Raw genomic sequence first — 23,306 nt, 5'->3', positions numbered from 1 at the left:
TTACTAAACCCCGTGGCCGACCTGATCTACACCGCCAACGTTTCCCTCGACGGCTACGTCGAGGACGCCCAGGGAAACTTCGACTTCACGACTCCGGGCGACGACGTGTTCGCCTTCATCACCGATCTCGAACGCTCGGCGGGCACCTACCTGTACGGGCGGCGCATGTACGAGACGATGGCGGTCTGGGAGACGATGCCGGCCCTGGCTGAACAGTCTGAGCTGCGGGCGGCGTTCGCGGACATGTGGCAGGCCGCGAACAAGGTGGTGTACTCCACGACGCTCGACGACGCCCTCACCGACAAGACGCGTATCGAGCGCGTCTTCGAGGTCGAGGCCGTCGAGGCGCTCAAGGATGCGGCCGACCGCCGTCTCACCGTGGGCGGCGCCACCCTCGCCGGTCAGGCACTGGCGGCCGGACTCGTCGACGAGGTCCGCCTATTCGTGGCCCCAGTTACCGTGGGCGGCGGCAAGCCCGCACTGCCCCGCGACGTGCGCCTCGATCTCGAACTGGTCGACGAGCGGCGCTTCCGCGCCGGCACCGTCTACCTCTGCTACCGGACCACCTAGTCCGGGCGCAGCGTCGCCAGCTCGACGGCGTTGTCGCACAGCACCCGCCGCCGCTCGTCGTCGGAGAGCACCTTGGTCTCGGGCAGGTAGTCGAGGGGCTGGGGCAGCGCCTCGATGTGGGGCCAGTCCGATCCGAAGATGACGCGATCGGCCCCCATGAGGTCGACGACAGTCTGGAGGTCGTCTTCCCAGAACGGGTTCACCCAGACGTGTTCCCTGAAGGTGTCGACGGGGTCGTCGCCGAAGTAGCCCGGCATTTTCTTGGCCTGCGAGCGCAGCTTGCGGAACAAGTCGGGCAGGAACTCGGCGCCGTTCTCCACCGACGCCACGCGCAGATTCGGAAAGCGGTCGAACATCTTCGCCAGCGACATCGACAGCAGGTACTCGTTGACCGCCTGCTCGATGTGGAAGTTCTTCACCGAGGGCTGGAAGCCGCCGCGGAAGTTGGCGGCGAAGCCGTCGACGGCATAACCGTTCGACGACAAGCCACTGTCGCCGGCGTGCACGACGACCGTGATGCCGGCTTCGTTCACCCGCGCCCAGAACGGGTCGAACATGGCGTCGAACGGATTACGGCGGCCGAGCGTGGTCGTCGGTGCGGCGGTGCGCATCACGATCAGCCGCGCGCCATGGTCGAGGGCGAACTCGAGTTCTTCGACGGCCCACGCGACGTCGGCCAGCGTGAGATACGGCGCGTTGAGGATGCGACCCTCGTGGTCGTAACCCCAGTCGTCGAGCAGCCAGCGGTTGAACGCGCGGAAGGTGATGCACACCGCTTCGGGATCGTCCTTGAGGATTTCCTCGTAGAGCATGCCGAGCGTCGGATACATGAAGCAGCCGGCGAGGCCCTGCTCGTCGAGCACCCGTGTGCGGGCGATCGGATCGAGATACTCGGAACGGATCGGCTCGCTGTCCTTCAGCTTGGCCAGCACGTCGATGTTGTTCGGATTGCCGCGGAAGTACTCGCTGAGACAGCCGGGCTTCGAGACCGGATTGAACGTGGCGTTGGCGACGGCCCGGCTGATCTTGCCCCCGACCACGTGATACTTCTTGCCGTCGATCTCGGACCACTGCACGCAACGCGGTTGCAACGCCGGCGGCACGTGCCGGGTGAACGCGTCGAGCGCCTCGTAGTAGTGGTTGTCGGCGTCGAAGACGGGGTGCGCGAGTTCCACCCGACAATTCTAGAACGCGTTCTAGCTGAACACGACCCGGGCGATGGTCGACAGCGACACGTAGTAGGCGTCGCGGCGGGAGCCCGGCGCGGGGAACACCACCGATTGGGCCGGGCTCTCGACGCTGACGCGGGCGCGCACCGACCCGTCGGTGACGTCGACGATCGCCAGCGCGTCGCCCGTCGCCCGGTCGAAGTCGTTGACCAGGAGTTCGCCGGTATCGGCAAACAGCACCAGGTGCTGCGCGGTGTTGACACGCGTGCGCCACGCCGGCGACAGGTCGTCGATGCCGAACGCCGCGAGCACTCCGTTGGCCGAGTCGTAGGCGATGGCGAGGCCGCGGTCGGGATCGATCACCGGCGGGTTCGTGACCGCGCCCGCCGGTTCGCCACTGATCTCGACCGACGCCAGCGCGTCGCCGGCGAGCGCGGCGCGCCACAGCCGCACCGGCCCCGGGGCGACGCCGTTACCCAGCATCGTCATGCCGTTCGGAAACGTGTGATCGCCGTTGTCCATCCACCAGACCGCGCCGGCGTCGACCACCGGATCCCAGCCAAACGACTGGCCTGCGTGCACGAGGTACGGCCGGTCGAGATCGTGACGGGGCGTCAGGCTCGCGGCCGCGGGATCCCACGCCAGCCGATGCAGGGTGGTGACGCCGACGACGATGACGTCGTTGCCGTCGGCGCTGAGGCGGGCGACACACGGCTCGTCGAGTGGCGTTGGCGCGCACCGATCTTCGAGCGTCACCCCATCGAGGATCGACATCGTCGACGGCGCTCCGCCCGGCCGCTGCAGGTCCTTGGTGGCGAGCGACCCGTCGGCGAGCACGACGAAGGAGTTGTAGGGCGCGTCGACCGGCAGTTCACGCGTCACCTCCACGGACAGGTCGGGTGCCAGGCGGGTGGCGTGGCGGCCCTGCACCACGACGACGGCCCCGTCGGCCAGCACGGCGAATCCGCCGGGCCAGAACGGACCCAACGGCAGGTCGGGTGAGCGCCCGCGCTCGGCCAGTGTCTCCGGGTCGACGGATTCGACCCAGCTGACGCCGTCGCCCCCGATCGTGTTGCGCAGCACAAGCACGGCGTCGTCGGGAGCGAGCAATGCCATGACACTGATCGGCGCCTGGCGCACCGCGGCCAGCCGCGCCGAACTGGCTCGCGGACCGGCGAGACCGATCGGGCGTTGCTGGCGACGCGGGCCGCCGTCCTCAGCCGGCCACGGCGTGTCGGCGAGATGCACCCGAGCAATGTAGGTCGCCGCGCGCGGCGCGTACGCCGAAGCGTCGGTGAGGAGCGCTGCTCGATATCAACGTCCTGCCCGCCGCCCTGGTTGGTCGCTCGCACCCGCCGAGGTCGCCCAACTCGACGCCGCCGGACTCAACGGCATTCGCAGTTTCCAGTCACGCTTCTGGTTAGGCGACGGCGAACACCGGGAAGCCTGGAGCGATCGCGGCCAAGTCGTCGTCGCTCGCCCTGCGGTTCACGCCTTCGAAGAAGCGCCCGACCTCCCAGCCCCAGCGCGCCAGATAGGCCCGCAGCACCGGACCCTTGTCGGCGTCGGCCAGCTCCGTCGCGGTGACGTGCTCGACGCGTCGCCCGACGCGCAGTTCGGCGTCGCCGGCGGCGCGCAGGTTGCGCACCCACTGCGTGGCGCCCCGCGGGGCGACGAGGTACCGCCGGCCGTCGACGTCGAGCAGGTTGACCACGGTCGTGCGCGTGACGCCCGACGTTCGCCCGCGCACTGCGAGCAGCCGCGTACCGAACACGGAGAGACCGTGGCGCGCCAACCAGGCGAGCGCACGCGAGAACAGCTCGTCGGACTTGGTGGGCTTGACGTAGCGGGTCGTGAGCATGTCCCCATAATACGTGAGCACTGCTCACAGTCAAGAGCGGTGCTCACATTTCTGGCATGCTGGTGCTGTGACTCCCCGCCGAGCCGAAGCCCGCGCCGCCGTTCTCGCCGATATCCGCGACGCCGCCCGTGCCCAACTGGCCGAGGTCGCCCCCGCCGCCCTGTCGTTGCGCGCCATCGCCCGCGAGTTGGGCATGGTGTCATCGGGCATCTACCGCTACGTGGCCAGCCGCGACGAGCTGCTCACGATGCTCGTCGTCGCCGGATACACCGATCTCGCCGACGCCGTGGAAGCGGCGGTGGTGCCCCGGGGCGACGCGCCCACACGCTGGCTGCGGGGCTGCCGGGCCGTGCGAACCTTCGCGTTGGCGCGACCGCACGAGTACGCGCTGCTCTACGGGACGCCGGTGCCGGGGTACGCCGCCCCGCAGGACACGATCGCACCGGCGACGCGCGTGTACGCCGCGCTGGCTGCACCGCTGTCCGGGACGGCCGACGTTGCCGCGCCCGTCCCCGTTCCCCGCACCCTCGTCGGCGACGCCGCCGCCATCGTGAGCGGCCTCCCCCTCGACGCCGACCACCCAACCGCGCTGCGATTCATCGGCGCGCTGGCGCAGCTGTTCGGTCTGATCTCCTTCGAGTTGTTCGGCCACACGCACGGCGTCATCTCTGACGGCGACGCCTTCTTCGACTGGAGCGTGAAAGCCGTCGGCCGCGACCTCGGCCTCGCCGCCTGACCGCTCGTCCTACTCCGACTCGACGAGCCGATTCAGCCGCGCGACCGCGTCGACGAACTCCTCCACCATCTCGAACACGACGCGGCGCGTCGGCTTGACGGTATTCATGGAGCCGACGATCTGGCCGACGAAGTACGTCGCCAGTTGGTTGGCGCCCGAGCCTTCCTTGGTCGCCACCCGCTGGATCCGTCCGAGCGCTTCACCGACCAGCATCGACTGCAGCGGCATCGGCATCGGACCGGGGCCGTCGGCGCGCTCCCACTCATCGGTCCACGCCGTGCGCAGCATGCGCGCCGGCTTGCCGGTGATCGACTTGGAGCGCACGGTGTCACCCGAACGGGCGCGCAAGAACTTCTCCTTGACGGCCGGCTGCGTCTCCGCCTCTTCAGTGGTGAGCCACACCGAGCCGCACCACACGCCGTCGGCCCCCAGCGCCATGCCGGCCGCGAGTTGCCGGCCACGGCCGATACCGCCCGCGGCGAGCACCGGCACGGGTGCAACCGCGTCGACGACCTCGGGAACGAGCACCATCGTCGCCACCTGTCCGGTGTGCCCGCCGGCCTCCGTTCCCTGCGCCACGATCAGGTCCGCGCCCGCCGCCTTGTGGCGCTCGGCGTGCTCGAGGGCGCCGGCGAGGGCAGCCACGGGGATGCCCTGCGCGTGCGCCCGCTCGATGAAGTGGGGCGGCGGCGGACCCAGCGCCGAAGCCACCAGCTTGGTCTTGTGGGCGAACAGCACGTCGAGAAGCGGCGCCATGCTCTTCTGGTCGACCCGCATGTTCAGCCCGCCACGCCCGCGGCGTGACTGACCGGGATCGTCGGGTAGCGGCGGCACGTCGAAGCGGCGCAGAATGTCGTCGACGAAGCCCTTGTGCTCGTCGTCGATCAGGTCGCGCAACTCGTCGCGCTCGAGCCCACCCGCGTCCGAACCCGCGAACTTCTGCGGGACGAGCAGGTCGACGCCGAACGGTTTGCCCTTGACTTCCTCCTCGATCCACGTCAGGTCGATGTCGAGTTGTTCAGGCGAATGGCCGACGGCGCCGAGCACGCCGCACCCACCGGCATTGGTTACCGCCGCCACCACGTCGCGGCAGTGGCTGAAGGCAAAGATCGGAACGTCGATTCCTACGAGGTCGGTCGCAGCGGTACGCATGCGTTCTGCCTACCAGGTCAGCAGTGGGCGGCGTAGCCGACCGATCGCGTGCGGCCGATGCCGTCCGCCAGCGTCACCACCGACGCGTCGTGCGCGAAGCCCGACGTGTTCGTAAGCGTCTGCACGTCGGGCGGCAGCATGCGCAGGCACGTGCCGGCCTTGACGAACAGCGGCACGCGGTTGAGCGGCGCGTCGACGTGCACGACGCGGCCGCCGTCGAGCACGCGCTGATGCGGTGCCGCGTCGAAGGAGCCGGTGGCGTCGTCGTAGGTGGTGGCGTCCCAGAAGTTCACCCACTGGCCCGGCGGCAACCACACGTCGCGGGATGTCGTGCCGACGGTCACCACGGGTGCCACCAACAAGTCCGGACCGAACAGGTACTCGTAGGCCGCGGCGGCCACGGCCGCGCGATCGCCGCGCCGCCAGGCGACATCCTGGTCCGGGTAGGCCAGCGCCAAGTCGCGCATGATCGGCGTGCCGTCGCGCTGGTACTGCTGCGCCGCATCCCAGATGTAGGGGAACAACTGCGTGCGCAATCGCGTCATCGCCCGCCACACGGGCAGCACCTCCGGGTCCCACACCTGCGCCCGGCGCGAGAGCGAGTCCTGCACCGGCAGCACGTAGCCGTCGGCCTCGGTGCGCATGATGCCGGAGAAGGCGCCGACCTCGATCCAGCGCGTCAGCAACTCGGGCGTCGTCTGCCTGGCGGTGAACATCGAGTGGAAGCCGCCGATGTCGCTACCCCAGTAGGCGATGCCCGACATGCCCATCGACAGACCTTCGCTCACTGCCGCCGGCAGGCCGTCGGCCTCGGAGTCGTCGGTCGACGGATCGCCACCCCACACGATGCGCGCGTTGGGCGCGGTGCCGATGTAGCCGCAGCGCACGAACTGGGCGAAGTCGGGCCCGAACTTGGGCCACGTCAGCTCAGTGCTGGCGCGGTGGTACTGCGTGCAGTAATCGTTGTGCGCTGCGAGGCCCGAGCGGCCGTCGGCGAGTTGCGAGTACGGCGGCACGTACTCGCCGAAGTCTTCCATCCAGCCGTCGTAGCCATTGGTCAACGCTTCGTTGACGAGCGACTGCCACCACTGCGTGGCGCCCGGCGCGCTGAAGTCGACGACGGCGGATGACGCCTTGCGGTACGAGATGTACGGGATCGGATACGTCGTGCCGGCTTGGGTCTTCACGAAATAGCCGTGCGCGTTGCCGTACTGATACGCCCCGTCGGGGTGGTTGCTGCACACGAACGAGTTGACGTAGGTCGTCACCTTGTAGCCCCAGTCGTGGTAGCCGTTCGTCTCCTTCTTCTGTGCGCCGGTGGCACGATCCGGCGCTTGGGCGCCACACGGCAAGTAGTGCGTGTAGGTCTGCGCCACGGTCACTGGCGCCTCGAGGCCGCCCTGGCTCCGCGGCGTGCGCCACGCCTTCTCGAAGTACTCGTCGTTGCCGTGCGGTTGGTACCAGGGACCAAAGAACCACTGCGACGGCTGCGGCTGGCGACCGACGAGGGGATCGCTCGTGACGCGGCGCAACACGTCGGTAGGCGCCGCGCCGGCGTAGACGCGCCAGTGCAGCGCCGGCTGCAACGTCTCGACGCGCCAGCGCGACGGCGACGTGAGATCGAAGCGGTTGAGCCACGTCGAGTTGAGCAGGAACCCGTACCCGCGACTCGAGATTGCCCACGGCATCGTGAAGTTGCTCGCCGGACCAACCGGTGGCGGGCCCTGCCACTGCTTACCGAGCACGGGTTCGGTGACGGGGCGCGCGACACCTCCTGAGAAGGGTCCTTCCTCGTTCCACTGCTCGACGGTGCGGCCCGTCTGGTCGACGCTGTCGCTGCGCTCCCCGAAGCCGAGGAAGCGCTGGGTCGCGTCGTTGGCGAACGACGCGCCCGTCATGCGCACCCCGGCTTTGCTCGTGAGCGTGGCGTCGAACGAGATCACGCCGTCGGACGGAGCGGAGATGCGTACGCGAAACGAATGCAACCGATCGGTTGTGCGCACCAGTAGTGACCCGTCCTTACGCGGCTCGGCGCGCGTGGCGCGCACCCACGCAACGGGTTCGGCGGCGAACACGCCGTAGCCGATCGTCGGGGTCTGCGCCGCCACGCCCGTAGCGACGGCGAAACCCAGAGCACCGACCGAACCGCTGTGTGACGACTGGAGCACGGGCACGCCGTTCTGCGTCACGGTCACGGCGAACGGCTTGTACGTCACCGTCGCCACCATCGGCCCGGATCGGACCACGGTCGCGTCGCTTGCTGCTGCGACCGCGCCCCCGGCCGCCACCAGCACGCCCGCGCACAGCGCGATTGCTACAACCACCCGCCGCGTCGCCCCCATGTCCCGAAGGATACGACGGGCGGCGGCGAGGTCACTCGTCGTCGCGCGTGGCTGCGCGGCCGATCTGCGCCGGTAAGGTCCAACGGTGACCGAGGCGTCGGACCGCGAGCGCGTCGTCTTCCTACACGGCCAGCCCGGCGCCGGCGTCGAGTGGCACCGGGTCGTCGAGCGTCTGGGTTCCGCCGTCGACGCCGTGACCCCCGACCGCCCGGGGTACGCGAGCAATCCGCTGGCGGCGGGAGGCTTCGCCGCGAATGCGGAGTGGCTGATCGGCGTCGTCGAAGATTGCGGTGCTGAACCCGTCGCCATCGCGGCGCACAGCTGGTCGGGAGGCGTCGCGCTGTCACTGGCGCTGCGGCGCCCCGATCTGGTCCGCGGGATTGTGCTCGTCAGTTCGATTGGTCCGGGCGCGGTCAGCCGCGTCGACCGCCTCCTCGCCAACCCTGCAGTTGGTCTGCCGATCATGCGGGCGACCTTCCGGGTTGCGAACCCGGCGATGCGGTGGTTCCTGTCGCGCTTCGGTCCTGCGGGAGAGGCGCGTACCGCCGCCCTCGACGCACTCGACGCCAGTCACGCGCGCGGGGCGTGGCGCGCCTTCGTGACCGAGCAGGTCGCCCTCGTCGACGAACTCCCCGGTCTCCTCGATCAGCTCGGCTCGGTCGCCGCACCCGTCACCGTGCTCAGCGGCACGCGCGACCGCGTCGTTCCAGCGTTGACGGCGGCCGAGCTGGCCGCCCGCCTGCCTCGCGCCACGCTGGTGCCGGTTCGCGGCGGCCGCCACCAACTCCACCGGACGCATCCCGGCCTCGTCGCCGATGCCGTGCGCGACGTCCTGGCGAAAACGCGCTCGTCGTGATTCTCGGCCTTACCGCCGCGTTTAGCGCGGCCACCTGTTACGGGCTGGCGTCGGTGGTCCAGTCGATCGCCGCCAACCGTTCCGCGGCGAGCGGTCGCATCGACGTCCGGGTCATCGCCCGGCTCGTGGCGCAATGGCGCTATCTCGTCGGCCTTGGTCTCGACCTGACGGGGTTCGTTGCCGCCGTCGTCGCGCTGCGCACACTGCCACTGTTCGTCGTGCAAGCCGCCGTGGCCAGCAGCGTGGGGGTGACCGCCGTCGCCGCCCGCCGACTGCTCAAGACGCGGTTGTCGCACGCCGAGGCACGGGCGCTGCTCGCCCTCGGCGGCGGCCTGCTGCTCCTCGCCGCCACGGCACGACCCGAACACGCAATGCGCCTCTCCGAGCCTGGGCCAACTCTGCTGCTCGCCGCCGCGCCCGCGCTGGCGCTGATCGCGTGGGCGTTCGGTTCGTCGACTCGCAAGAGCGCGGCGGCGCTGCTCGCCGCCGGGGCGGGCGTCTCCTTCGGGGCGGTCGGCATCGCGGCGCGCGCCTTTGTCGTGCCCCACCCATGGCTGCACGCGCTGCGCGACCCGTTGCTGTACGCCATCGTCGTGGACGGCGCGCTCGCGACCGTGCTCTTCGCCGCCGCCTTGCAACGAGGCCGCGTCACGACGGTCGCGGCGGTGACGTTCTCCGTCGAGACGGTCGCCCCGGCCTTCGTCGGCATCGCCTGGCTCGGCGACCGAACCCGCGCTGGTCTCGCACCCGTGGCGGCCGGCGGGTTCGCCCTCGCACTCGGTGGCGCCATCGCCTTGGCCCGCTTCGCCCAGCCGGCGCCGACCAGCGAGATCGCTAATCGGTGAGCGGAGCGCCCGCTACACGCTGACGCCGCTCCGCGGCGCGAACGCAAGCAACGCGATGCGAACTTCGTCGCGCGCACCGCTGAGGGCGAAGCGTCCGCGTCTCGCCGCCGTGCGTCGCCCGGCTTCGACCAGGACAGCCACGCCCAGATGGCCGATTGCGGTCAAATGCCGGCAGTCGACCACGATGTCGAGATTGCCTTGTCCGTCGATCAGGTCGTTGAGTACCTGTCGCAGGAAGGACGCCTCTTCCACCTCGATGCTGCCGTGCACGGTGACGACGACACGCCCGAGCGCACGCGAGATCGACAGTGGTCGAACGGCCTTGGAGATGGTCGCATCGTCGATGTCGGCGGCGAACGCCACCGATGCAGAACTGGTGATCGAAGTTCTCCTGTGTGAGTCCGGACGCGGCTCTGAGCGACGTTCGATTCGACCTTTCGGTTTCATCGTCTGCCGCTCAGACCCAACTGCATTAGACGCCGATCGCGCTGCAAGCGATAGGGCCGAATGTCATCGATCTTCGGCGTACTTCTCCGATGACCCGCCGCGCGCAGACTCCGAAAGTCGGCCTACTGCGCGCCGAACATCATCAGCCACTGCTCTTTCGTGCGCGGCTTGTACACGTAGTTGAACTGCTTCACGTCGCCGAGGGACGCGACCGCCGGCTGTGAGTACCAGTGGCCCGCACACACGACAGTGTCGTCGGGCAGGGTGGCGAGACGGGTGAGGCTGTCGTACATCGCGGCGGGGTCACTGCCGGGGAAGTCGGTGCGGCCACAGCCCTCGAGGAACAGCGTGTCGCCCGACACCAGCACCCCGCCGACGAGGAAGCACATCGAACCGGGCGTGTGACCGGGCGTGTGCAATACCTCGACGGTGATGTCACCGACGGTGATCGTGTCGCCTCCGGCATGCTCGACCACATCGGTGGCCGCGATACCCGTGACCCGCTGCACGAAGGACGACTCGTCCTTGTGGACGTGCACCGGTCCAGCCCCGCGACCGACGAATTCGGCGACACCCTCGAGCCTGTGGCCCATCATCGACCCACCGACATGGTCCGGATGGTGGTGCGTGGCCAGCGCGCCGACCACGCGCATGCCCTCGCTCTCCACGAGGTCGATCAGCTCACCGGCGGCGTACGCCGGGTCGACCACGAGCGCCTCGCCCTTGTCGCGGTCACCGATGACGTAGGCGAAGTTGACCATCTGCTGGGCGACCCCGTTGCCTACGGCGAAGTCGCGACCGGACAGCAATTGGCGTATGTAAAGGCGATCGTTGTCGGGCACCGCACCGACGATACCGGCGTCGCGCCCGTCGCCGATCGGTCAGCGCACCCGCACCAGCCGCAGCGTGTCAGTCGCCGGATCGGGGTCGGCGGGCGAACCGGCGAGGACGGCGACGACGTCGTCGCGCGTGACGGCGCCCGACTGCACCGCCGCCTCGACCGCAAACCACACGATGTCGTCGGTGGTCGCGTATTGCGCGCCCACCAGGGGCTGCACTCCCCAGGCCATCGTGAGGCGGCGCGCCGTTTCTTCCGACGGCGTCACCGCGATGATCGGCATCTGCGGGCGGAACCGGGAGATCGCCCGCGGTGTCCGGCCGCTGTTCGTGCAGGCGATGATCGCCGCCACGTCGGCGTCGATGGCGGCACGCCATCCCGCGGCCGACACCGACGCGGTGATGCGCGCTTGCGCGCTCATGACATCGGCGACCGCGCTCTGCTGGCGACCGAGCCCGCGCCCCCACGCCACGTAGTCGAACTCTCGCTCGGCGCGCTCGGCGATCAGCGCCATCGTGCGCACGGCGTTGACGGGGTCGGCGCCGATGGCCGTCTCCGCCGACAGCATCAACGCACTCGTCCCGTCGAACACCGCGTTGGCCACGTCGCTCACTTCGGCGCGCGTCGGCGTCGGCGCGGCGATCATCGACTCGAGCATCTGCGTCGCGGTGATGACCGGCCGCCCGTAGGCGACGCCGGTGCGGATAATGCGCTTCTGGTAATGCGGCACGTCCTCGAGCGCGCACCGTATACCGAGGTCGCCGCGCGCGACCATGACGCCGTCGGACGCCGCGATGATCTCGTCCAGCGCGTCGACCGCCTCCTGGGTTTCGATCTTGGCAACGAGCATGGAGTTCGGCGCCGCGGCGCGGGCCCGCTCGATGTCGGCGGCCTGACGTACGAACGAGACGGCGACGGCATCGACGTGTTCGACCAGGCCGTCGAGGAGCGCGAGGTCCTCAGGAGTCGGCGCGGAGAGCGCGGAACGCCCGGGTGGCAGCGTCACGCCCGGACGGCCCTGGGCGACGCCACCGCGCAGGACGAGGGCCGTGGCTCGATCGGCGAGCACGTCCTCGACCACGAGCTGCATCCCGCCGTCGCCCAGTCCGACGTGATCGCCGACGTGGAGATCCTCCAGGAGCGTCGGCAGGTCGACGGCGATGCGCGTGCCGTCGCTGCGGTCCCTGGGTCCGGCAGGAACGAGGGTGATGACGTGGTTGTCGTCGAGCAGCGCACCGCCCGCAACGAACTCGGCGGCGCGGATCTTGGGTCCCGGAAGGTCGGCGAGGACGCCGACGATCTGGCCTTCGCTGGCGGCGGCCTCGCGAATGCGGCGCACGCGGCCGAGTGCGTCGTCGAGCGAGCCGTGCGACAGCGAGACCCGCGCCACGTTCATGCCCGCCGCGATCATCCCGCGCAGCACGGCGGGCGCATCCGACGCCGGCCCGACGGTGGCCACGATCTTGGTACGACGGCTCATGGCCGTAACGCTACGGGCGACTCCGAACTCCTGCGTGACAGCATGGGCCGATGGAATACCGACACCTCGGACGCACGGGCCTGCGCGTCAGCCCGCTGTGCCTCGGCACGATGAACTTCGGCACCCAAGAGGGCGCGCAGACGTCGGAGGCTGATGCGCATCGCATCATGGACCGAGCTCTGGACCTCGGCATCAACTTCTTCGACACCGCCAACATGTACGGCGGAGGCACGACCGAAGAGATCATCGGACGCTGGTTCGCGCAGGGCGGCCGTCGCCGCGAGAAGACGGTCATCGCCACCAAGGTGTACGGCGGGCGCGACCCGTGGCCCAACACCAATCGGCTCTCGGCGCTGCACATCCGCCAGGCGTGTGAGGACAGCCTGCGCCGCCTCCAGACCGACCACATCGACCTGTACCAGATGCATCACGTCGACCGCGACACGCCGTGGGACGAGATCTGGCAGGCGATGGACCTGCTCGTCGCCCAGGGCAAAGTGCTCTACGTCGGGTCGAGCAACTTCGCCGGCTGGCACATTGCCAAGGCGAACGAAGCGGCGCACGTGCGCGGCTCGCTCGGACTCGTTTCCGAACAGAGCCTGTACAACCTCAACGCCCGCACAGTCGAACTCGAAGTGCTACCGGCGTGTCGCGACTACGGCCTCGGTGTGATCCCGTGGAGCCCTCTCGGCGGCGGCATCCTCGGCGGTGCGCTCCAGAAGGTGACCGAGGGTCGCCGGGGTGCGCAGCGGTTGCAGCAGCAAGTCGAGAAGCACCGCCCGCAACTCGAAGCGTGGGAGAAGCTGTGCGCCGATCGGGGCGAGCAGCCCGCCGACGTCGCGCTCGCGTGGTTGCTGGCGAACCCGGCCGTCACGGCGCCGATCATCGGGCCGCGCACGCTCGAGCAATTCGACGGCGCGTTGCGTGCCCTCGAGATCACCCTCGACGACGCCGTGCTCGACGAGCTCGACCGCATCTTTCCCGGGCCCGGCGGCGCCGCCCCCGAGGCCTACGCCTGGTAGCAGTCGCCAAAAGGTGATCGCGCAGCGGTCAGCGGCCTAGCGGCGGACGCCGATCGCTCCACGGCTGCGCCGCCTCGAGTTGCGCGGCGATGCGCAGCAGCAGATCCTCCCGGCCGTAGTCGGCGACGAGTTGCACGCCGATCGGCAAGCCCTCGGCGTTCCATGACAGCGGCAATGAGATCGCCGGCTGACCGCTTACGTTGAAGTGCGTCGTGAAGGGCACGACCGCGGCGGTGCGGACGACGCCGCGCATCGGATCCTCGGGCGTGCCGATTAGTTCGCCGAGCCGCGGCGGTGGCGTGCCGAGCGTCGGCGTGACCAACAGATCCCACCCCTCGGCCCACCAGAGTCCGAGGGCGCGCGTCAGGCGGGCGCTGGCGGCGAGGCCGCGGGCGAGGTCGACGCCGCTGACCTGCGCACCGACCGAGGCCATGGCCCAGGTGACCGGCTCGACGTCGGCTTCGGACAACTCCCGCCCGATCAACTCGCCAGCACCGAGGACGCCCATGCGGGCGTTGACGCACCAGCGCGCGCCGAATGATCCGCTGAGCTCGCGGGCAGTGTCGAGAATCGGCGGGTGCTCCTCGGCCACGTGATGGCCGAGCGACTCGAGCAGCTTCCCCGCAGCGCGCACCGCTGCCTCGCAGTCGGGATGAAGCTCGCCGCCGGGATTGGCGGCGAGCAGCCCGATGCGCAGCCGACCGGGCTCCGCGCCGACTTCTTCCACGTACGGGCGTCGCGGCGGCGGCGCGATCGCGGCGTCACCCGGGCCCGGCCCATACGTGGCGTCGAGGATGGCGGCACAGTCGCGCACGGACCGCGTCACGACGTGGTTGACGCTCAGGCCGCTCTCGTCGCGGTCGGGCCCGGCAGTGATACGGCCACGCGACACCTTGAGCCCGACGAGTCCGCACATGCTGGCGGGGATCCGGATCGACCCTCCGCCGTCGCTGGCGTGGCCCGCCGGAACGAGGCCGGCCGCGACCGCGGCGGCGCTGCCGCCGCTGGACCCACCGGCAGTGTGTTCGCGAGACCACGGATTGCGCGTGGGCCCGTGCGCCGCGGGCTCGGTCGTCGGCACCAGTCCCAACTCGGGGGTATTCGTCCGCCCGACGAAGACGAACCCCGCGGCGCGGTAGCGGGCCGTCAGCCAGTTGTCTGCCGGCGCGACGTATCCCACATCCTTGAGCGCTTGCATGCCGTTGTGCATCGGGTCGCCGGCGGTCGGCGCGTAGAGGTCCTTGACCACGAAGGGCACGCCGCGGAACGGTCCGTCGGGCAACTGTGGCGAGCGGGCTTCGTCGAGCGCCTTTTCGAAGCGGCGGTGAATGATCGAGTGCAACTCGCGGTCGACGCGCTCGATGCGGTCGATGGCACTCTGCACCAGCTCGACCGGCGACACCTCACCGGCGCGCACCAACTCGGCCTGGGCCGTGGCGTCCATCCATACGACGTCGTCCACCACCGTCACCTCACCGTCTCCTCCGGCATCGCCGAGCGGGCGGCCGCCATGCGACGCACGCTATTCCTTGGCGCCCGTGCCCGGTCAGGCTCGCTGGTCCAGACGGCGCAGTCCGGCGTACCCGAACTCGAGCGCATCGGCGCCCGCGACAACGGCCAGGACCGACGCGGCGGCGCGCGTGAAGCGCGGCGCGATCGTGAGGCCGGCGACGTACGCCGTCGCCACCCACTGCGACACGCAGAACGGGCAGGTCAGCAACTCGCCGATCGCGTGCTGGAGGCCGGTACCCCGCGCGTTCTCGTTCACTTCGCCTTCGCCGATCGCTTCCCCGAACTCGGTGAAGGGGGCGCGCACGAACGCAGTGACGGTGTCCTTGGTGATGAGGCGGCTCAACCGATAGGTGGCAGCCGCACCCAGCGCGATGTCGGCCGCAGTGACCGCTTGGGGCCGGCGAAAGCTGCGGATGAACGCAACCGCGGCTACAACCGCAGACGAGTAGACGCCGAACAACGTGAGGTAGCCACCGAGCGGACGTTCGTCCGGCGCGGTCTTCTCGTAGGCCCGGGTTATCGACGAGACGGCGTGAGCCATAGTCGATTCGTACCCGATCCTCCGAGCGCCGATGCCGACGTGGGAGCTTCACACCGACCGACGACCGCGGAGCACAGGGCGCAAATCTCGACGAGCCGGAGAATCGCCGCGTTAGGCCCCTCAGGCTTCGGGTCGAGCCGCCGATTGGCGGCGTGCCGCCACCGGCCCCCTCGAATCAGGAGACTCGTAGTGACCCCGGAACAAATCCGACTCGTCCAAGACTCGTTCGCCAACGTGGTCCCGATCGCGGACACCGCAGCCAACCTGTTCTACGGCAGGTTGTTCGAACTCGACCCGTCGGTGCGGGCGATGTTCACCGGCGACCTCGACGAGCAGGGCAAGAAGCTCATGCGGATGATCGGCATCGCCGTCAACAACCTCAACAACCTCGGGTCTATCGTGCGCGCCGTCGAGACGATGGGCGCGCGCCACGCTGGCTACGGCGTCAAAGACGAGCACTACGACACCGTTGCCGAAGCGCTGCTGTGGACGCTCGCGCAGGCCTTCCGCGACAAGTTCACGCCCGAACTCGAAGGCGCGTGGACCGCGGCTTACGGAATCCTCGCCGAGACGATGAAGGCTGCCGCCAAGGGCCAAGCCGCCTGAAGACGGCGTTGCCGGCTCCAGGGTCTACTGCCGAGGAGCGTTGGCCACTTTGTCGATCGCGGCCGCGAGCCGGGCGGCGGCATCGGCCGCGATCTCCGCGAACGCCGGATCGTCCATAAGTTCGCGTGGGTCGACGGCGGCGACGCGTGTACCCGCGTCGGTGACCTCGATGACTACGTTGCAGGGCAGCAGCAGGCTGACCGACGGGTCGAGTTCGAGCGCGCGGTGAGCGAAATTGGGGTTGCAGGCGCCGAGGATCTTCAACGGCGCGCGCTCGACGCCCAATTTGGCTTTGAGGGTCGCCGCGACGTCGATCTCGGTGAGGACGCCGAAACCCTGCTCCCCGAGCGCGGCGCGCACGACCTCCTCCGCTTGGGCGGGGGTGAGGTCGACGGTGGTCTCGATGGCTTTCATGACCCGCTCCGGCAACTCTCAAGCCGATCAATGGTTGGGTTTGCGAGCATGTGAGTCCGTTCGTTAGTGGTTGAAGTGGACGTGGGGCAGGGCGCGGTCGAGCCAACGCGGCAGGTACCAGTTGCGCTCACCGATGAGCGCCATGGTGGCAGGGACCAGGAGGACCCGGACAATGGTGGCGTCGAGCAGCACCGCCATGGCGAGGGTGATGCCGAGTTCTGTCGGCGGGATCGGCCCCGTGACACCGAAGGCGATGAACACGACGATCATGACGAGCGCGGCGTTCGTGATCGGCCGGCCGGTGCGCGCGATGCCTTCGGAGATGGCGGTGCGCGTGTCCCCCGTGGCTTCATAGCGCTCGCGGATCGCGGCGAGCAGGAACAGCTGGTAGTCCATCGACAGGCCGAAGAGGAGGGCGAAGAAGAACAGTGGCGCCCAAGCGTCGATGAAGGGCTGGTGATCGATACCGAGCACGCCGGCGCCGAAGCCGTGCTGGAACACGAGCGTGGCGAAGCCGAACGCCGCACCCACCGTGGCCACGTTCATGAGCACCGAAGTAGCCGCGATCACCGCGCTACGGAACACGACCAGCAGCAACACGAACGCCACGATGAGGATGAGGCCGATGGCGTACGGGGCGCGGTCGGTCAGCACCGCGGTGAGGTCGCGGTTCTGGGCCGCCGGGCCGCCGACGCGGGCCTGGGGCACCGCGGCGCGCAGCTCGGCGCGCAGGGTGTCGACGAGCGCGGCGGTGCGGGAGTTGTCCACCGACGTCGAACCGATCACGCGCACAACGGTGCGGCCGGTATTGGCCGGAGCGCTTACGACGCGCGCGTCGACGACACCGCTGGCGCGTTGCGCGACGGTGACGACCTGTGTCGCGTCGGTCGCCGGGGTGGTGATGAACACGGGCGCGGCCGCGCCTGGACCAAAGGCCGCCACGAGCATGTCGAAGCCGTCACGACTCGTGTGGCCGCGGTCGACCACGCCCGCGCCCGGCATCCCGAGGTGCATCCCGAATGCGGGAGCGATAAGACCGCCGAGCAGGACGGCGCCGACGGCGAGCACGGTTCCGGGCCGGCGCAGCGACAGGCTGGTCCAGCGCTTCCAGCGGGACTCAGCGGTGACGTCAGGGTCGGCCTCGTTCTTGGGCACGAGGACGCGGTCACCGAGCGCGACCAAGACCGCGGGCAGCAGTGTGAGCGACGCCAGCGCGACGGCGACGACCGACAGAATCATGCCGAGAGCCATCGACCGGAACACCATGACGGGCACGAGGAACACGGCGGCGAGCGACAGCACGACCGTCAGCGCCGAGAGGAACACGGCTTTGCCTGCGGTCGCCAGCGTGTTCTGGATCGCGGTCACCGCCTCTTTGCCTTCCAGGCGTTCCTCGCGGTAGCGACTGACGATGAAGAGGCTGTAGTCGATGCCAACTGCGAGGCCGATCATCATCGAGAAGTTCATCGACCACACCGACAGCGGCGTCACCGCCGTGAGCAAGTGGAGGCTGGCGAAACCAACGGCGATGCCGGCGACGGCAAGCACGAGCGGGATGCCAGCGGCGATGAGCATGCCGAACGCGACGAACAGCAGCACGAGGCTCGGGAGGCCGGAGAGAAGTTCGGCCTTGTGCAGCGCTTGCTCGTTGATGTGATTGAAGTCGCTCCACACGGGCCACTCCCCCGTCACTTTCGCCTGCGCGCCAGCCGGGAAGGTGAGGTGGGCGACGTACCGACCGAGTTCGCCCGCGGCTTCAGGTCGTTGCGCGTCCGAGGTGACGGCTTGCGCGACCGGCACGATCGCCGTGCGGCCGTCACGCGACACGAGTCCCGCGGCGGGCGGCAGCGTGAGCGGGTCCGCCACCCCGGCCGCCTTCGGCGCGGCGCGCAGCGCGGTCACCAGCGCCCGCAGCCCGGCGGGATTGGACGCGATGGGCGACGTCTGGTGGTAGACGACCACGGGGTTCTCGGCGCCCAGCGCGGGAAAGTCGCGGCGCAGCTCGTCGCGGACTCGCTGCGCCGTCGAACCCTGTGCCTCCCACCCCGCACCCGATAGCGCGCCGTTCAACGTGAGCGCCAGCGGCGCCGCCGCGAGCGTCACCACCAACCAGGCGAGGATCACACCCCGCCGATGCCGAGCCGAGAACGCCGCCAGCCGCGCGAACAGCGTCGGCGGGGGCGGAGGCGGCGATGGACGGCCGCGCAACGGTGCGGTGCGCCGGGGCCGGGTGCCATGGGGGGTCATCACAACTGCCATCGGGGGGGGAAGCCTCGCATTCTGGTTCGATACCCTAGGGGGTATAGACCACCATACCCAAGGGGGTATACGATTGCAAGATGCAACTACCTGACGAGGTCGTCGACGACGTACGCAAGCGCCTCCGCCGCGCCGCTGGACAGGTCCAGGCCGTTGAGCGGATGCTCACCGAAGGCGAGGAATGCCGCGATGTCGTCAACCAGCTTTCCGCCGCCACCAAAGCGCTCGAACAAGCCGGCTTCAAACTCATCGCCGCCGGCCTCACGTACTGCCTCGCCGACCCCGACGGCGCCGCCGCCGACGGCTATCCCCTCGAAGCGGTCGAGCGCATGTTCATGAAGCTCGCCTAACGCGGCGGAGTTGTCGCAGCGGTTAGGCCGTTGGCACCAGCAGAATCGCGACATCAGCGCGGCCGACGATGTCGCGCACGACCTGCGCCCGGTCGCGTTCGAGGTGTTGGGACCAGCCGAGGACGACCAGGTCGATTGCTTCCTCGGTAGCGACGTCGATGGCGGCGCCGCCGACGTCGCCCGTGCGCAGGCGAAGTTCGGCGTCGGGCGCCTCGACGCAACAGCGGGCCAGGAACTCCGCCGCCCAGCTTTGGTCCGCATGACCCGCTTGGTCCCAGAACCGCGGCACCGTGCCGGACGCGAAGACGTGGACGGCGACAACGTCGACGCCGGCGGTAGTGAGCCGGCGCACGACGTCTTCGACGGCGACGCTCGTCTTCGCGGTGCCGTCGAGGGGAAGCAGCGCGCGCCGGAACCGGCCGTCGGTTGGCAGGCGGGCGTCGGGGGCGACCACCAGGACCGGCTTCACCGCGCCGGTCATCACTGCCCGCGCGACATGGCCCGCGGGTCGCGCCCCGGTTGCATCACGCCGTGCTCCAACCGCGACGACGGCGACATCGGCTCCCGCGGCGGCGTCGATGATGGCGGCCGTGGGATCACCCCGCACGTGCTGGACCGGCACTGCGGCGTGCACCGCGACGGCCGCGGCGGTATCACCGCCGTTATCGACAACGTGCAGGGCGCGCACGTCGATACCGAGGGTGCCGGCGAGGGCTTGCGCGCCGCGCAAGACGGGAGCCGCTGCGGGGCTGTCGTCGATGGCAGCCAGCACTGTGGTCATTGTTGCCTCCAATGGTCACCGTGTCGCGTGACCGTGCCGGCCGCGCGCAGCGCGACGCCGTGCACGACGAGCGGCACCGGGCGGTCCGTGTCGACGGTGACACGATCGTGAGTGAGGTCAAGGCGTACCCCGACGCCGTGGAAGCGCACCCGCACGCACAACCGTTTCCAGCGGCCGGGCAGTGCGGGGTCCACCCGCAAGACGTCGCCGGCGACGCGGACACCCGCGAAGCCGGTGACCACCGCCTGCCATAGCCCGCCGAGGCTGGCCAGGTGGAGACCACCGCCGGTCATGGCGGTGAGGTCGTCGAGGTCGATGCGGCTCGCGACATCGAACAGTTCGAGTGCATCGTCGGGTCGGCCGGCGCGGGCGAGCAGCGTCGCACAGACGGCGGGGGACAACGAGCTGCCGTGGGCGGTGCGAGGCAGGTAGAAGTCGAGGTCGGCGGCGAGAGACCCAGGCGGCAGTTCGTCGGGCACCATGTGGTGGGCCATCAACACGTCGGGTTGTTTGACGACTTGCGACTCGGCGACGCGCGCCCGGCCGAGCAACACGTCAGCGGCGACGGGAACCTCGGCGACATCGACGACGCGCAACGGCTCCAGGTCCAAATAACCGACGGACTGTTCGTGACAACCCGTCGCCGCGTCGTAGCCGTCGACCAGCGCGTCCGCCAGGGCGCGCCACCGCGCCGCCTGATCGGGCGCGGTGCCGTCCACGAGCGTCGCCGCATGGCGCAGGTGCCAGCGGACCAGCACGTTCGTGAACGCGTTGTCGTCGACGACCTCGTGGTACTCGTCGGGCCCCATGACGCCGTCGATGTGCGCTCGGTTGTCGTCGTCGAGGCGAATCCGTGATGCCCAATAGCGGGCGGTGTCGACGACGAGGTCACGACCCGGTCCGGCCATGAAGCCGTCGTCGCCGCTCCATTCGACGTAGCGCAGCGCCGCCCACGCGACATCGGAGGTGATGTGTTCCTCGTGTTCGCCCGTGAGGATCGCCACGACGTTGCCTTCGAAGTCGCGAACCGAACCGGGTGTGACCTCCTCGCCGGTGTCGGCCGACTCCCACGGGAAGCGAGCGCCGACCAGGCCGCGGGCTCGCGCGTTGGCGCGGGCGGCGTCCAGGCGGTGGACGCGATATTCGAGCATCGCCCGTGCCCCCGCCGGGAAGGTGGCGGCCAATGCCGGCAGGACGAATACGTCGGCGTCCCAGAACACGTGGCCGGCGTAGCTCAGCCCCGTGAGGCCGCGGGCACCGATGCCCGCCTCACCGGTTGCCGGGGCGCAGGAAACGAGATGGAACAACGCGAAGCGAATCGCTTCTTGGGCCGCGGGGTCGCCGTCGATCTCGACGTCGCACGCGTCCCACCGCGCCGCCCACGCGCGGCGGTGTTCCTCCGCCAGCGCGTCGACGCCGACAGCCCACGCGTCGGCGAGCGCCGCCTCGGCGGCGTGTCGCCCGTCGGCGCTGGACCGCACGATGGTTACGCGCTCCAACCGCGACCGGTCCCCGTGGTCGACGTGGTGTTGCTGCGCCAGCGCCACAACCCGCGCGCGGTCGCTGCGCGTCTCGGCGAACTGCCGACCACCGGAGAGGCGCTGCTCGCGGTATTCGAAGCGCGCCGCCATCCCGGTGTCGCCGTCGAGCCGCGGCGGACCGAGCATGTTGGTTGACCATCGCTGGCCGGGACCAGCCTCGGCGTATTGCACCACCAATCCGGGGCGTACGAGCGACGCGAACTGCGTCGTGGTGAAGCGGCTTGACGGTGTGAGGGGTCGCGTGGTGATGGACCCCGCCATCATGTCGAGCACGTGGCGCACCGGCGACGCGTCGACCGCTTCGTCGGCGGCGCGCAGCGGAGTCAGAGAGGGGCCCGGAAGCAGGCGCACGATGTCGTCGTCGGCCGGCCCTAGACCGTACGCGCCGGAGACGAGCGTCAGGCACCCGCCGTTCCTGCGACCTCGTTCGAGGTCGCCGCGCACGCCAACGGCGCCGTCGGCGAGCGCGAACAGCGCATCGCGGGAGCGTCCGAGCGCTGCGCCCGCGGGGACGTCGCGCGTCAGGGTCCATCCGGCGGGGGCGTCGTCGGCGATCGCGAGTTCGGCGAGGTCACCGACCACCAGATCAGCGCCAGCAGCGCGCAGGTCATCAGCATGGTGGTGCCGGTCGACGCCAACCACGAGACCGAACCCGCCCCGGCGCCCCGCCTCGACTCCGGCCAGCGCGTCCTCGACGAGCAGCATGCGCGCCGGCGCGACCGTGAGGCGGCGGGCGGCCTCGAGGAACGTCGCCGGGTCGGGCTTGCCGGGAAGGTGTTGGTCGGCGGCGACGTTGCCGTCGACGACGACGTCGAAGAAGTCGCCGAGACCGGCCGCCGCGAGCACGTCGCGACAGTTCCGGCTGGCCGACACGACGGCGATCGGCTTGCCCGCGGCCCGCGCCCGAGCAAGCAGGTCAATGGTTCCGGGGAACGTGCGGACGCCGTCGCGGCGCAGCCGCGCCCGGAACAACTCGTCTTTGCGTTTGCCCAGTCCGTGGACTGTCACCGCTGTCGGCGGATCGTCGGGTTGCCCCATCGCCACCTCGAGGTGACGCGACGCCAGGAAGGCCGCTACGCCGTCGGTTCGGGGCTTCCCGTCGATGAAGCGCAGGTAATCCCCGTCGAGATCGAACGGCGGATCAGCCGGAGCGGTGACGGCGAGGAAGGCGTTGAACATCTCGGCCCATGCCTCGGCGTGCACGCGCGCGGTGTCGGTCACCACACCGTCGAGGTCGACGACGACGGCGTCGATCGCGTCGAGGTGCAGCACCGGGTCGGTCACGCGACCAAATCTCTCACCTCGACGGGCGCCTCGCGTCCGACGCGTCTCGCGTCCGGCCGGGTGACCGCGAAGCGTCAGGCGATGCGGCGAGCGAGGACGCGCTGGGCCATCCCGGCGACGAACAGGTCGCCGGCGGCGTCGAGCTTGGCGCCGTACTCCTCGTCCTTGGCGACGAGTTCGGCGGCGGTATCGACCGCGGCGGCGGAGTCGCTTGCCCGGCGCAGGAATCGCCATGATGTTCTCGCTGTAGGAACCGACGCGGGCACGAACGAATTCGCCGCCGGACGTGTGGATCGTCTGGAGCCACGAGTCCTGCGGAGCCGTCGTCGCCCACGGCGTGGCCTTCGCCACGAGGCTCAGGTATCCAGCGTCGCCGAGCAGCGCGTCGTTGGCGGCTTCGAGCGCGGTGAGGTTGTCGACGATGGCGCTCCACGCCAGCGAGCCCACCGGCACGCCGAAGGTGCCTTGCAAGTCACTGTGCGCCGCGTGTCGAGAGGTGTTTCGCCGCGCAACGCCCAAACGATGCGCATTCAGCGCTGATCGCGCCGAGAATTGTCAGCTAGTTGATTGGGTCGTTAGGGGCGTCATCGCTCCTCCGCGATCCGCTCCAGCACGACCTCGGCAATCCGCGCGCCGTGGGTGTCCTGCAGGAAGTGGGCGGCGTCGTCGAACACGTCCCACGTCGAGTGCGGGATCCGTT

General features: G+C 69.8%; 22 protein-coding genes. 7 read left to right on the top strand and 15 right to left on the bottom strand.

The annotated features are described in order from the left end of the window. Positions 1-12: 12 nt before the first annotated feature. A complete protein-coding gene (locus VHC63_11465; GenBank protein ID HVV37213.1) occupies positions 13-570 on the top strand; it encodes a dihydrofolate reductase family protein in 558 nt (185 codons plus the stop codon). On the opposite strand, the gene VHC63_11460 is transcribed toward VHC63_11465, so the two are convergent. The 3 genes from VHC63_11460 to VHC63_11450 all read right to left on the bottom strand — a co-directional run bounded on the left by VHC63_11460 (position 567) and on the right by VHC63_11450 (position 3,600). Beyond that, complete coding sequence (locus tag VHC63_11460) at positions 567-1,745, bottom strand: amidohydrolase family protein (GenBank protein ID HVV37212.1); 1,179 nt, start codon at positions 1,743-1,745, stop codon at positions 567-569. The genes VHC63_11465 and VHC63_11460 overlap by 4 nt on opposite strands. Positions 1,746-1,766: 21 nt before the next feature. Next, positions 1,767-2,987 carry a hypothetical protein gene (locus VHC63_11455; GenBank protein ID HVV37211.1) on the bottom strand — a complete coding sequence of 407 codons (1,221 nt, stop codon included), beginning with the start codon at positions 2,985-2,987 and terminating at the stop codon, positions 1,767-1,769. A 172-nt stretch (positions 2,988-3,159) separates the two neighbouring features. After that, positions 3,160-3,600: a nitroreductase family deazaflavin-dependent oxidoreductase gene (locus VHC63_11450; GenBank protein ID HVV37210.1), complete on the bottom strand. Its 441-nt coding sequence runs from the start codon at positions 3,598-3,600 to the stop codon at positions 3,160-3,162. Between the two features lie 67 nt (positions 3,601-3,667). Between VHC63_11450 and VHC63_11445 the strand changes: the two genes are divergently transcribed. After that, positions 3,668-4,336 carry a TetR/AcrR family transcriptional regulator gene (locus VHC63_11445; GenBank protein HVV37209.1) on the top strand — a complete coding sequence of 223 codons (669 nt, stop codon included), beginning with the start codon at positions 3,668-3,670 and terminating at the stop codon, positions 4,334-4,336. A gap of 9 nt (positions 4,337-4,345) precedes the next feature. On the opposite strand, the gene VHC63_11440 is transcribed toward VHC63_11445, so the two are convergent. Both VHC63_11440 and VHC63_11435 read right to left on the bottom strand, forming a co-directional pair. Further along, a complete protein-coding gene (locus tag VHC63_11440) occupies positions 4,346-5,488 on the bottom strand; it encodes a nitronate monooxygenase family protein (GenBank protein ID HVV37208.1) in 1,143 nt (380 codons plus the stop codon). A 17-nt stretch (positions 5,489-5,505) separates the two neighbouring features. Next, entirely contained in the window at positions 5,506-7,830 is a 2,325-nt protein-coding gene (locus tag VHC63_11435; protein ID HVV37207.1) for a TIM-barrel domain-containing protein, read from the bottom strand. A gap of 85 nt (positions 7,831-7,915) precedes the next feature. Here VHC63_11435 and VHC63_11430 point away from each other — a divergent pair, with 85 nt between their 5' ends. Further along, positions 7,916-8,686, top strand: a complete 771-nt coding sequence (locus VHC63_11430; GenBank protein HVV37206.1) for an alpha/beta hydrolase — start codon at positions 7,916-7,918, stop codon at positions 8,684-8,686. Next, positions 8,683-9,531, top strand: a complete 849-nt coding sequence (locus VHC63_11425) for a hypothetical protein (protein HVV37205.1) — start codon at positions 8,683-8,685, stop codon at positions 9,529-9,531. Before VHC63_11430 ends, VHC63_11425 begins: the two co-directional genes overlap by 4 nt. Positions 9,532-9,543: 12 nt before the next feature. Here VHC63_11425 and VHC63_11420 read toward each other — a convergent pair whose 3' ends face one another. From VHC63_11420 to pyk, 3 genes are all read right to left on the bottom strand, one after another. After that, positions 9,544-9,894, bottom strand: coding sequence for an STAS domain-containing protein (locus tag VHC63_11420; protein ID HVV37204.1), 351 nt, complete (start codon positions 9,892-9,894; stop codon positions 9,544-9,546). A 206-nt stretch (positions 9,895-10,100) separates the two neighbouring features. Then, positions 10,101-10,820, bottom strand: a complete 720-nt coding sequence (locus VHC63_11415) for an MBL fold metallo-hydrolase (GenBank protein ID HVV37203.1) — start codon at positions 10,818-10,820, stop codon at positions 10,101-10,103. A gap of 39 nt (positions 10,821-10,859) precedes the next feature. Further along, entirely contained in the window at positions 10,860-12,296 is a 1,437-nt protein-coding gene (gene pyk / locus VHC63_11410; GenBank protein HVV37202.1) for a pyruvate kinase, read from the bottom strand. Positions 12,297-12,346: 50 nt separating this feature from the next. Here pyk and VHC63_11405 point away from each other — a divergent pair, with 50 nt between their 5' ends. Then, positions 12,347-13,318, top strand: a complete 972-nt coding sequence (locus VHC63_11405; GenBank protein ID HVV37201.1) for an aldo/keto reductase — start codon at positions 12,347-12,349, stop codon at positions 13,316-13,318. Between the two features lie 28 nt (positions 13,319-13,346). Here VHC63_11405 and VHC63_11400 read toward each other — a convergent pair whose 3' ends face one another. Together VHC63_11400 and VHC63_11395 are read right to left on the bottom strand one after the other, a co-directional pair. Then, positions 13,347-14,780, bottom strand: a complete 1,434-nt coding sequence (locus tag VHC63_11400) for an amidase (protein HVV37200.1) — start codon at positions 14,778-14,780, stop codon at positions 13,347-13,349. A gap of 84 nt (positions 14,781-14,864) precedes the next feature. Further along, the gene (locus tag VHC63_11395; protein HVV37199.1) at positions 14,865-15,371 is read right to left on the bottom strand and encodes a DUF1360 domain-containing protein; all 507 of its coding nucleotides are present in this window, start codon (positions 15,369-15,371) and stop codon (positions 14,865-14,867) included. Between the two features lie 189 nt (positions 15,372-15,560). Here VHC63_11395 and VHC63_11390 point away from each other — a divergent pair, with 189 nt between their 5' ends. After that, positions 15,561-15,977, top strand: a complete 417-nt coding sequence (locus tag VHC63_11390; protein ID HVV37198.1) for a globin family protein — start codon at positions 15,561-15,563, stop codon at positions 15,975-15,977. Between the two features lie 24 nt (positions 15,978-16,001). On the opposite strand, the gene VHC63_11385 is transcribed toward VHC63_11390, so the two are convergent. Then, the gene (locus VHC63_11385; protein ID HVV37197.1) at positions 16,002-16,391 is read right to left on the bottom strand and encodes a DUF302 domain-containing protein; all 390 of its coding nucleotides are present in this window, start codon (positions 16,389-16,391) and stop codon (positions 16,002-16,004) included. Between the two features lie 63 nt (positions 16,392-16,454). Beyond that, positions 16,455-18,515, bottom strand: a complete 2,061-nt coding sequence (locus VHC63_11380; GenBank protein ID HVV37196.1) for an MMPL family transporter — start codon at positions 18,513-18,515, stop codon at positions 16,455-16,457. 215 nt (positions 18,516-18,730) lie between these two features. On the opposite strand from VHC63_11380, the gene VHC63_11375 reads away from it, so the two are divergent. Next, positions 18,731-19,000, top strand: a complete 270-nt coding sequence (locus VHC63_11375) for a metal-sensitive transcriptional regulator (GenBank protein ID HVV37195.1) — start codon at positions 18,731-18,733, stop codon at positions 18,998-19,000. Between the two features lie 22 nt (positions 19,001-19,022). Here the strand turns inward: VHC63_11375 and VHC63_11370 are convergent, their stop codons facing one another. From VHC63_11370 to VHC63_11360, 3 genes are all read right to left on the bottom strand, one after another. Beyond that, positions 19,023-19,781 carry a universal stress protein gene (locus tag VHC63_11370; GenBank protein ID HVV37194.1) on the bottom strand — a complete coding sequence of 253 codons (759 nt, stop codon included), beginning with the start codon at positions 19,779-19,781 and terminating at the stop codon, positions 19,023-19,025. Beyond that, entirely contained in the window at positions 19,778-22,606 is a 2,829-nt protein-coding gene (locus VHC63_11365; GenBank protein ID HVV37193.1) for an HAD-IA family hydrolase, read from the bottom strand. The genes VHC63_11370 and VHC63_11365 overlap by 4 nt, the downstream gene beginning before the upstream one ends. A 74-nt stretch (positions 22,607-22,680) precedes the next feature. Further along, positions 22,681-22,872, bottom strand: coding sequence for a hypothetical protein (locus VHC63_11360; GenBank protein HVV37192.1), 192 nt, complete (start codon positions 22,870-22,872; stop codon positions 22,681-22,683). Between the last annotated feature and the right edge of the window lie 434 nt (positions 22,873-23,306).

The sequence above is a fragment of the Acidimicrobiales bacterium genome (genome assembly GCA_035546775.1).
Lineage (GTDB): Bacteria > Actinomycetota > Acidimicrobiia > Acidimicrobiales > JACCXE01 > JACCXE01.
The sequence above is the reverse complement of the archived record's forward strand: the minus strand, read 5'-3'. Positions and strand labels throughout refer to the sequence as shown.

What these genes read in the sequence shown, in the direction of transcription:
- pyk (HVV37202.1), bottom strand. Translation starts at nt 12,296, where the DNA reads ATGAGCCGTCGTACCAAGATCGTGGCCACCGTCGGGCCGGCGTCGGAT.
- VHC63_11450 (HVV37210.1), bottom strand. Translation starts at nt 3,600, where the DNA reads ATGCTCACGACCCGCTACGTCAAGCCCACCAAGTCCGACGAGCTGTTC.
- VHC63_11435 (HVV37207.1), bottom strand. Translation starts at nt 7,830, where the DNA reads ATGGGGGCGACGCGGCGGGTGGTTGTAGCAATCGCGCTGTGCGCGGGC.
- VHC63_11385 (HVV37197.1), bottom strand. Translation starts at nt 16,391, where the DNA reads ATGAAAGCCATCGAGACCACCGTCGACCTCACCCCCGCCCAAGCGGAG.
- VHC63_11375 (HVV37195.1), top strand. Translation starts at nt 18,731, where the DNA reads ATGCAACTACCTGACGAGGTCGTCGACGACGTACGCAAGCGCCTCCGC.
- VHC63_11370 (HVV37194.1), bottom strand. Translation starts at nt 19,781, where the DNA reads ATGACCACAGTGCTGGCTGCCATCGACGACAGCCCCGCAGCGGCTCCC.
- VHC63_11395 (HVV37199.1), bottom strand. Translation starts at nt 15,371, where the DNA reads ATGGCTCACGCCGTCTCGTCGATAACCCGGGCCTACGAGAAGACCGCG.
- VHC63_11405 (HVV37201.1), top strand. Translation starts at nt 12,347, where the DNA reads ATGGAATACCGACACCTCGGACGCACGGGCCTGCGCGTCAGCCCGCTG.
- VHC63_11440 (HVV37208.1), bottom strand. Translation starts at nt 5,488, where the DNA reads ATGCGTACCGCTGCGACCGACCTCGTAGGAATCGACGTTCCGATCTTT.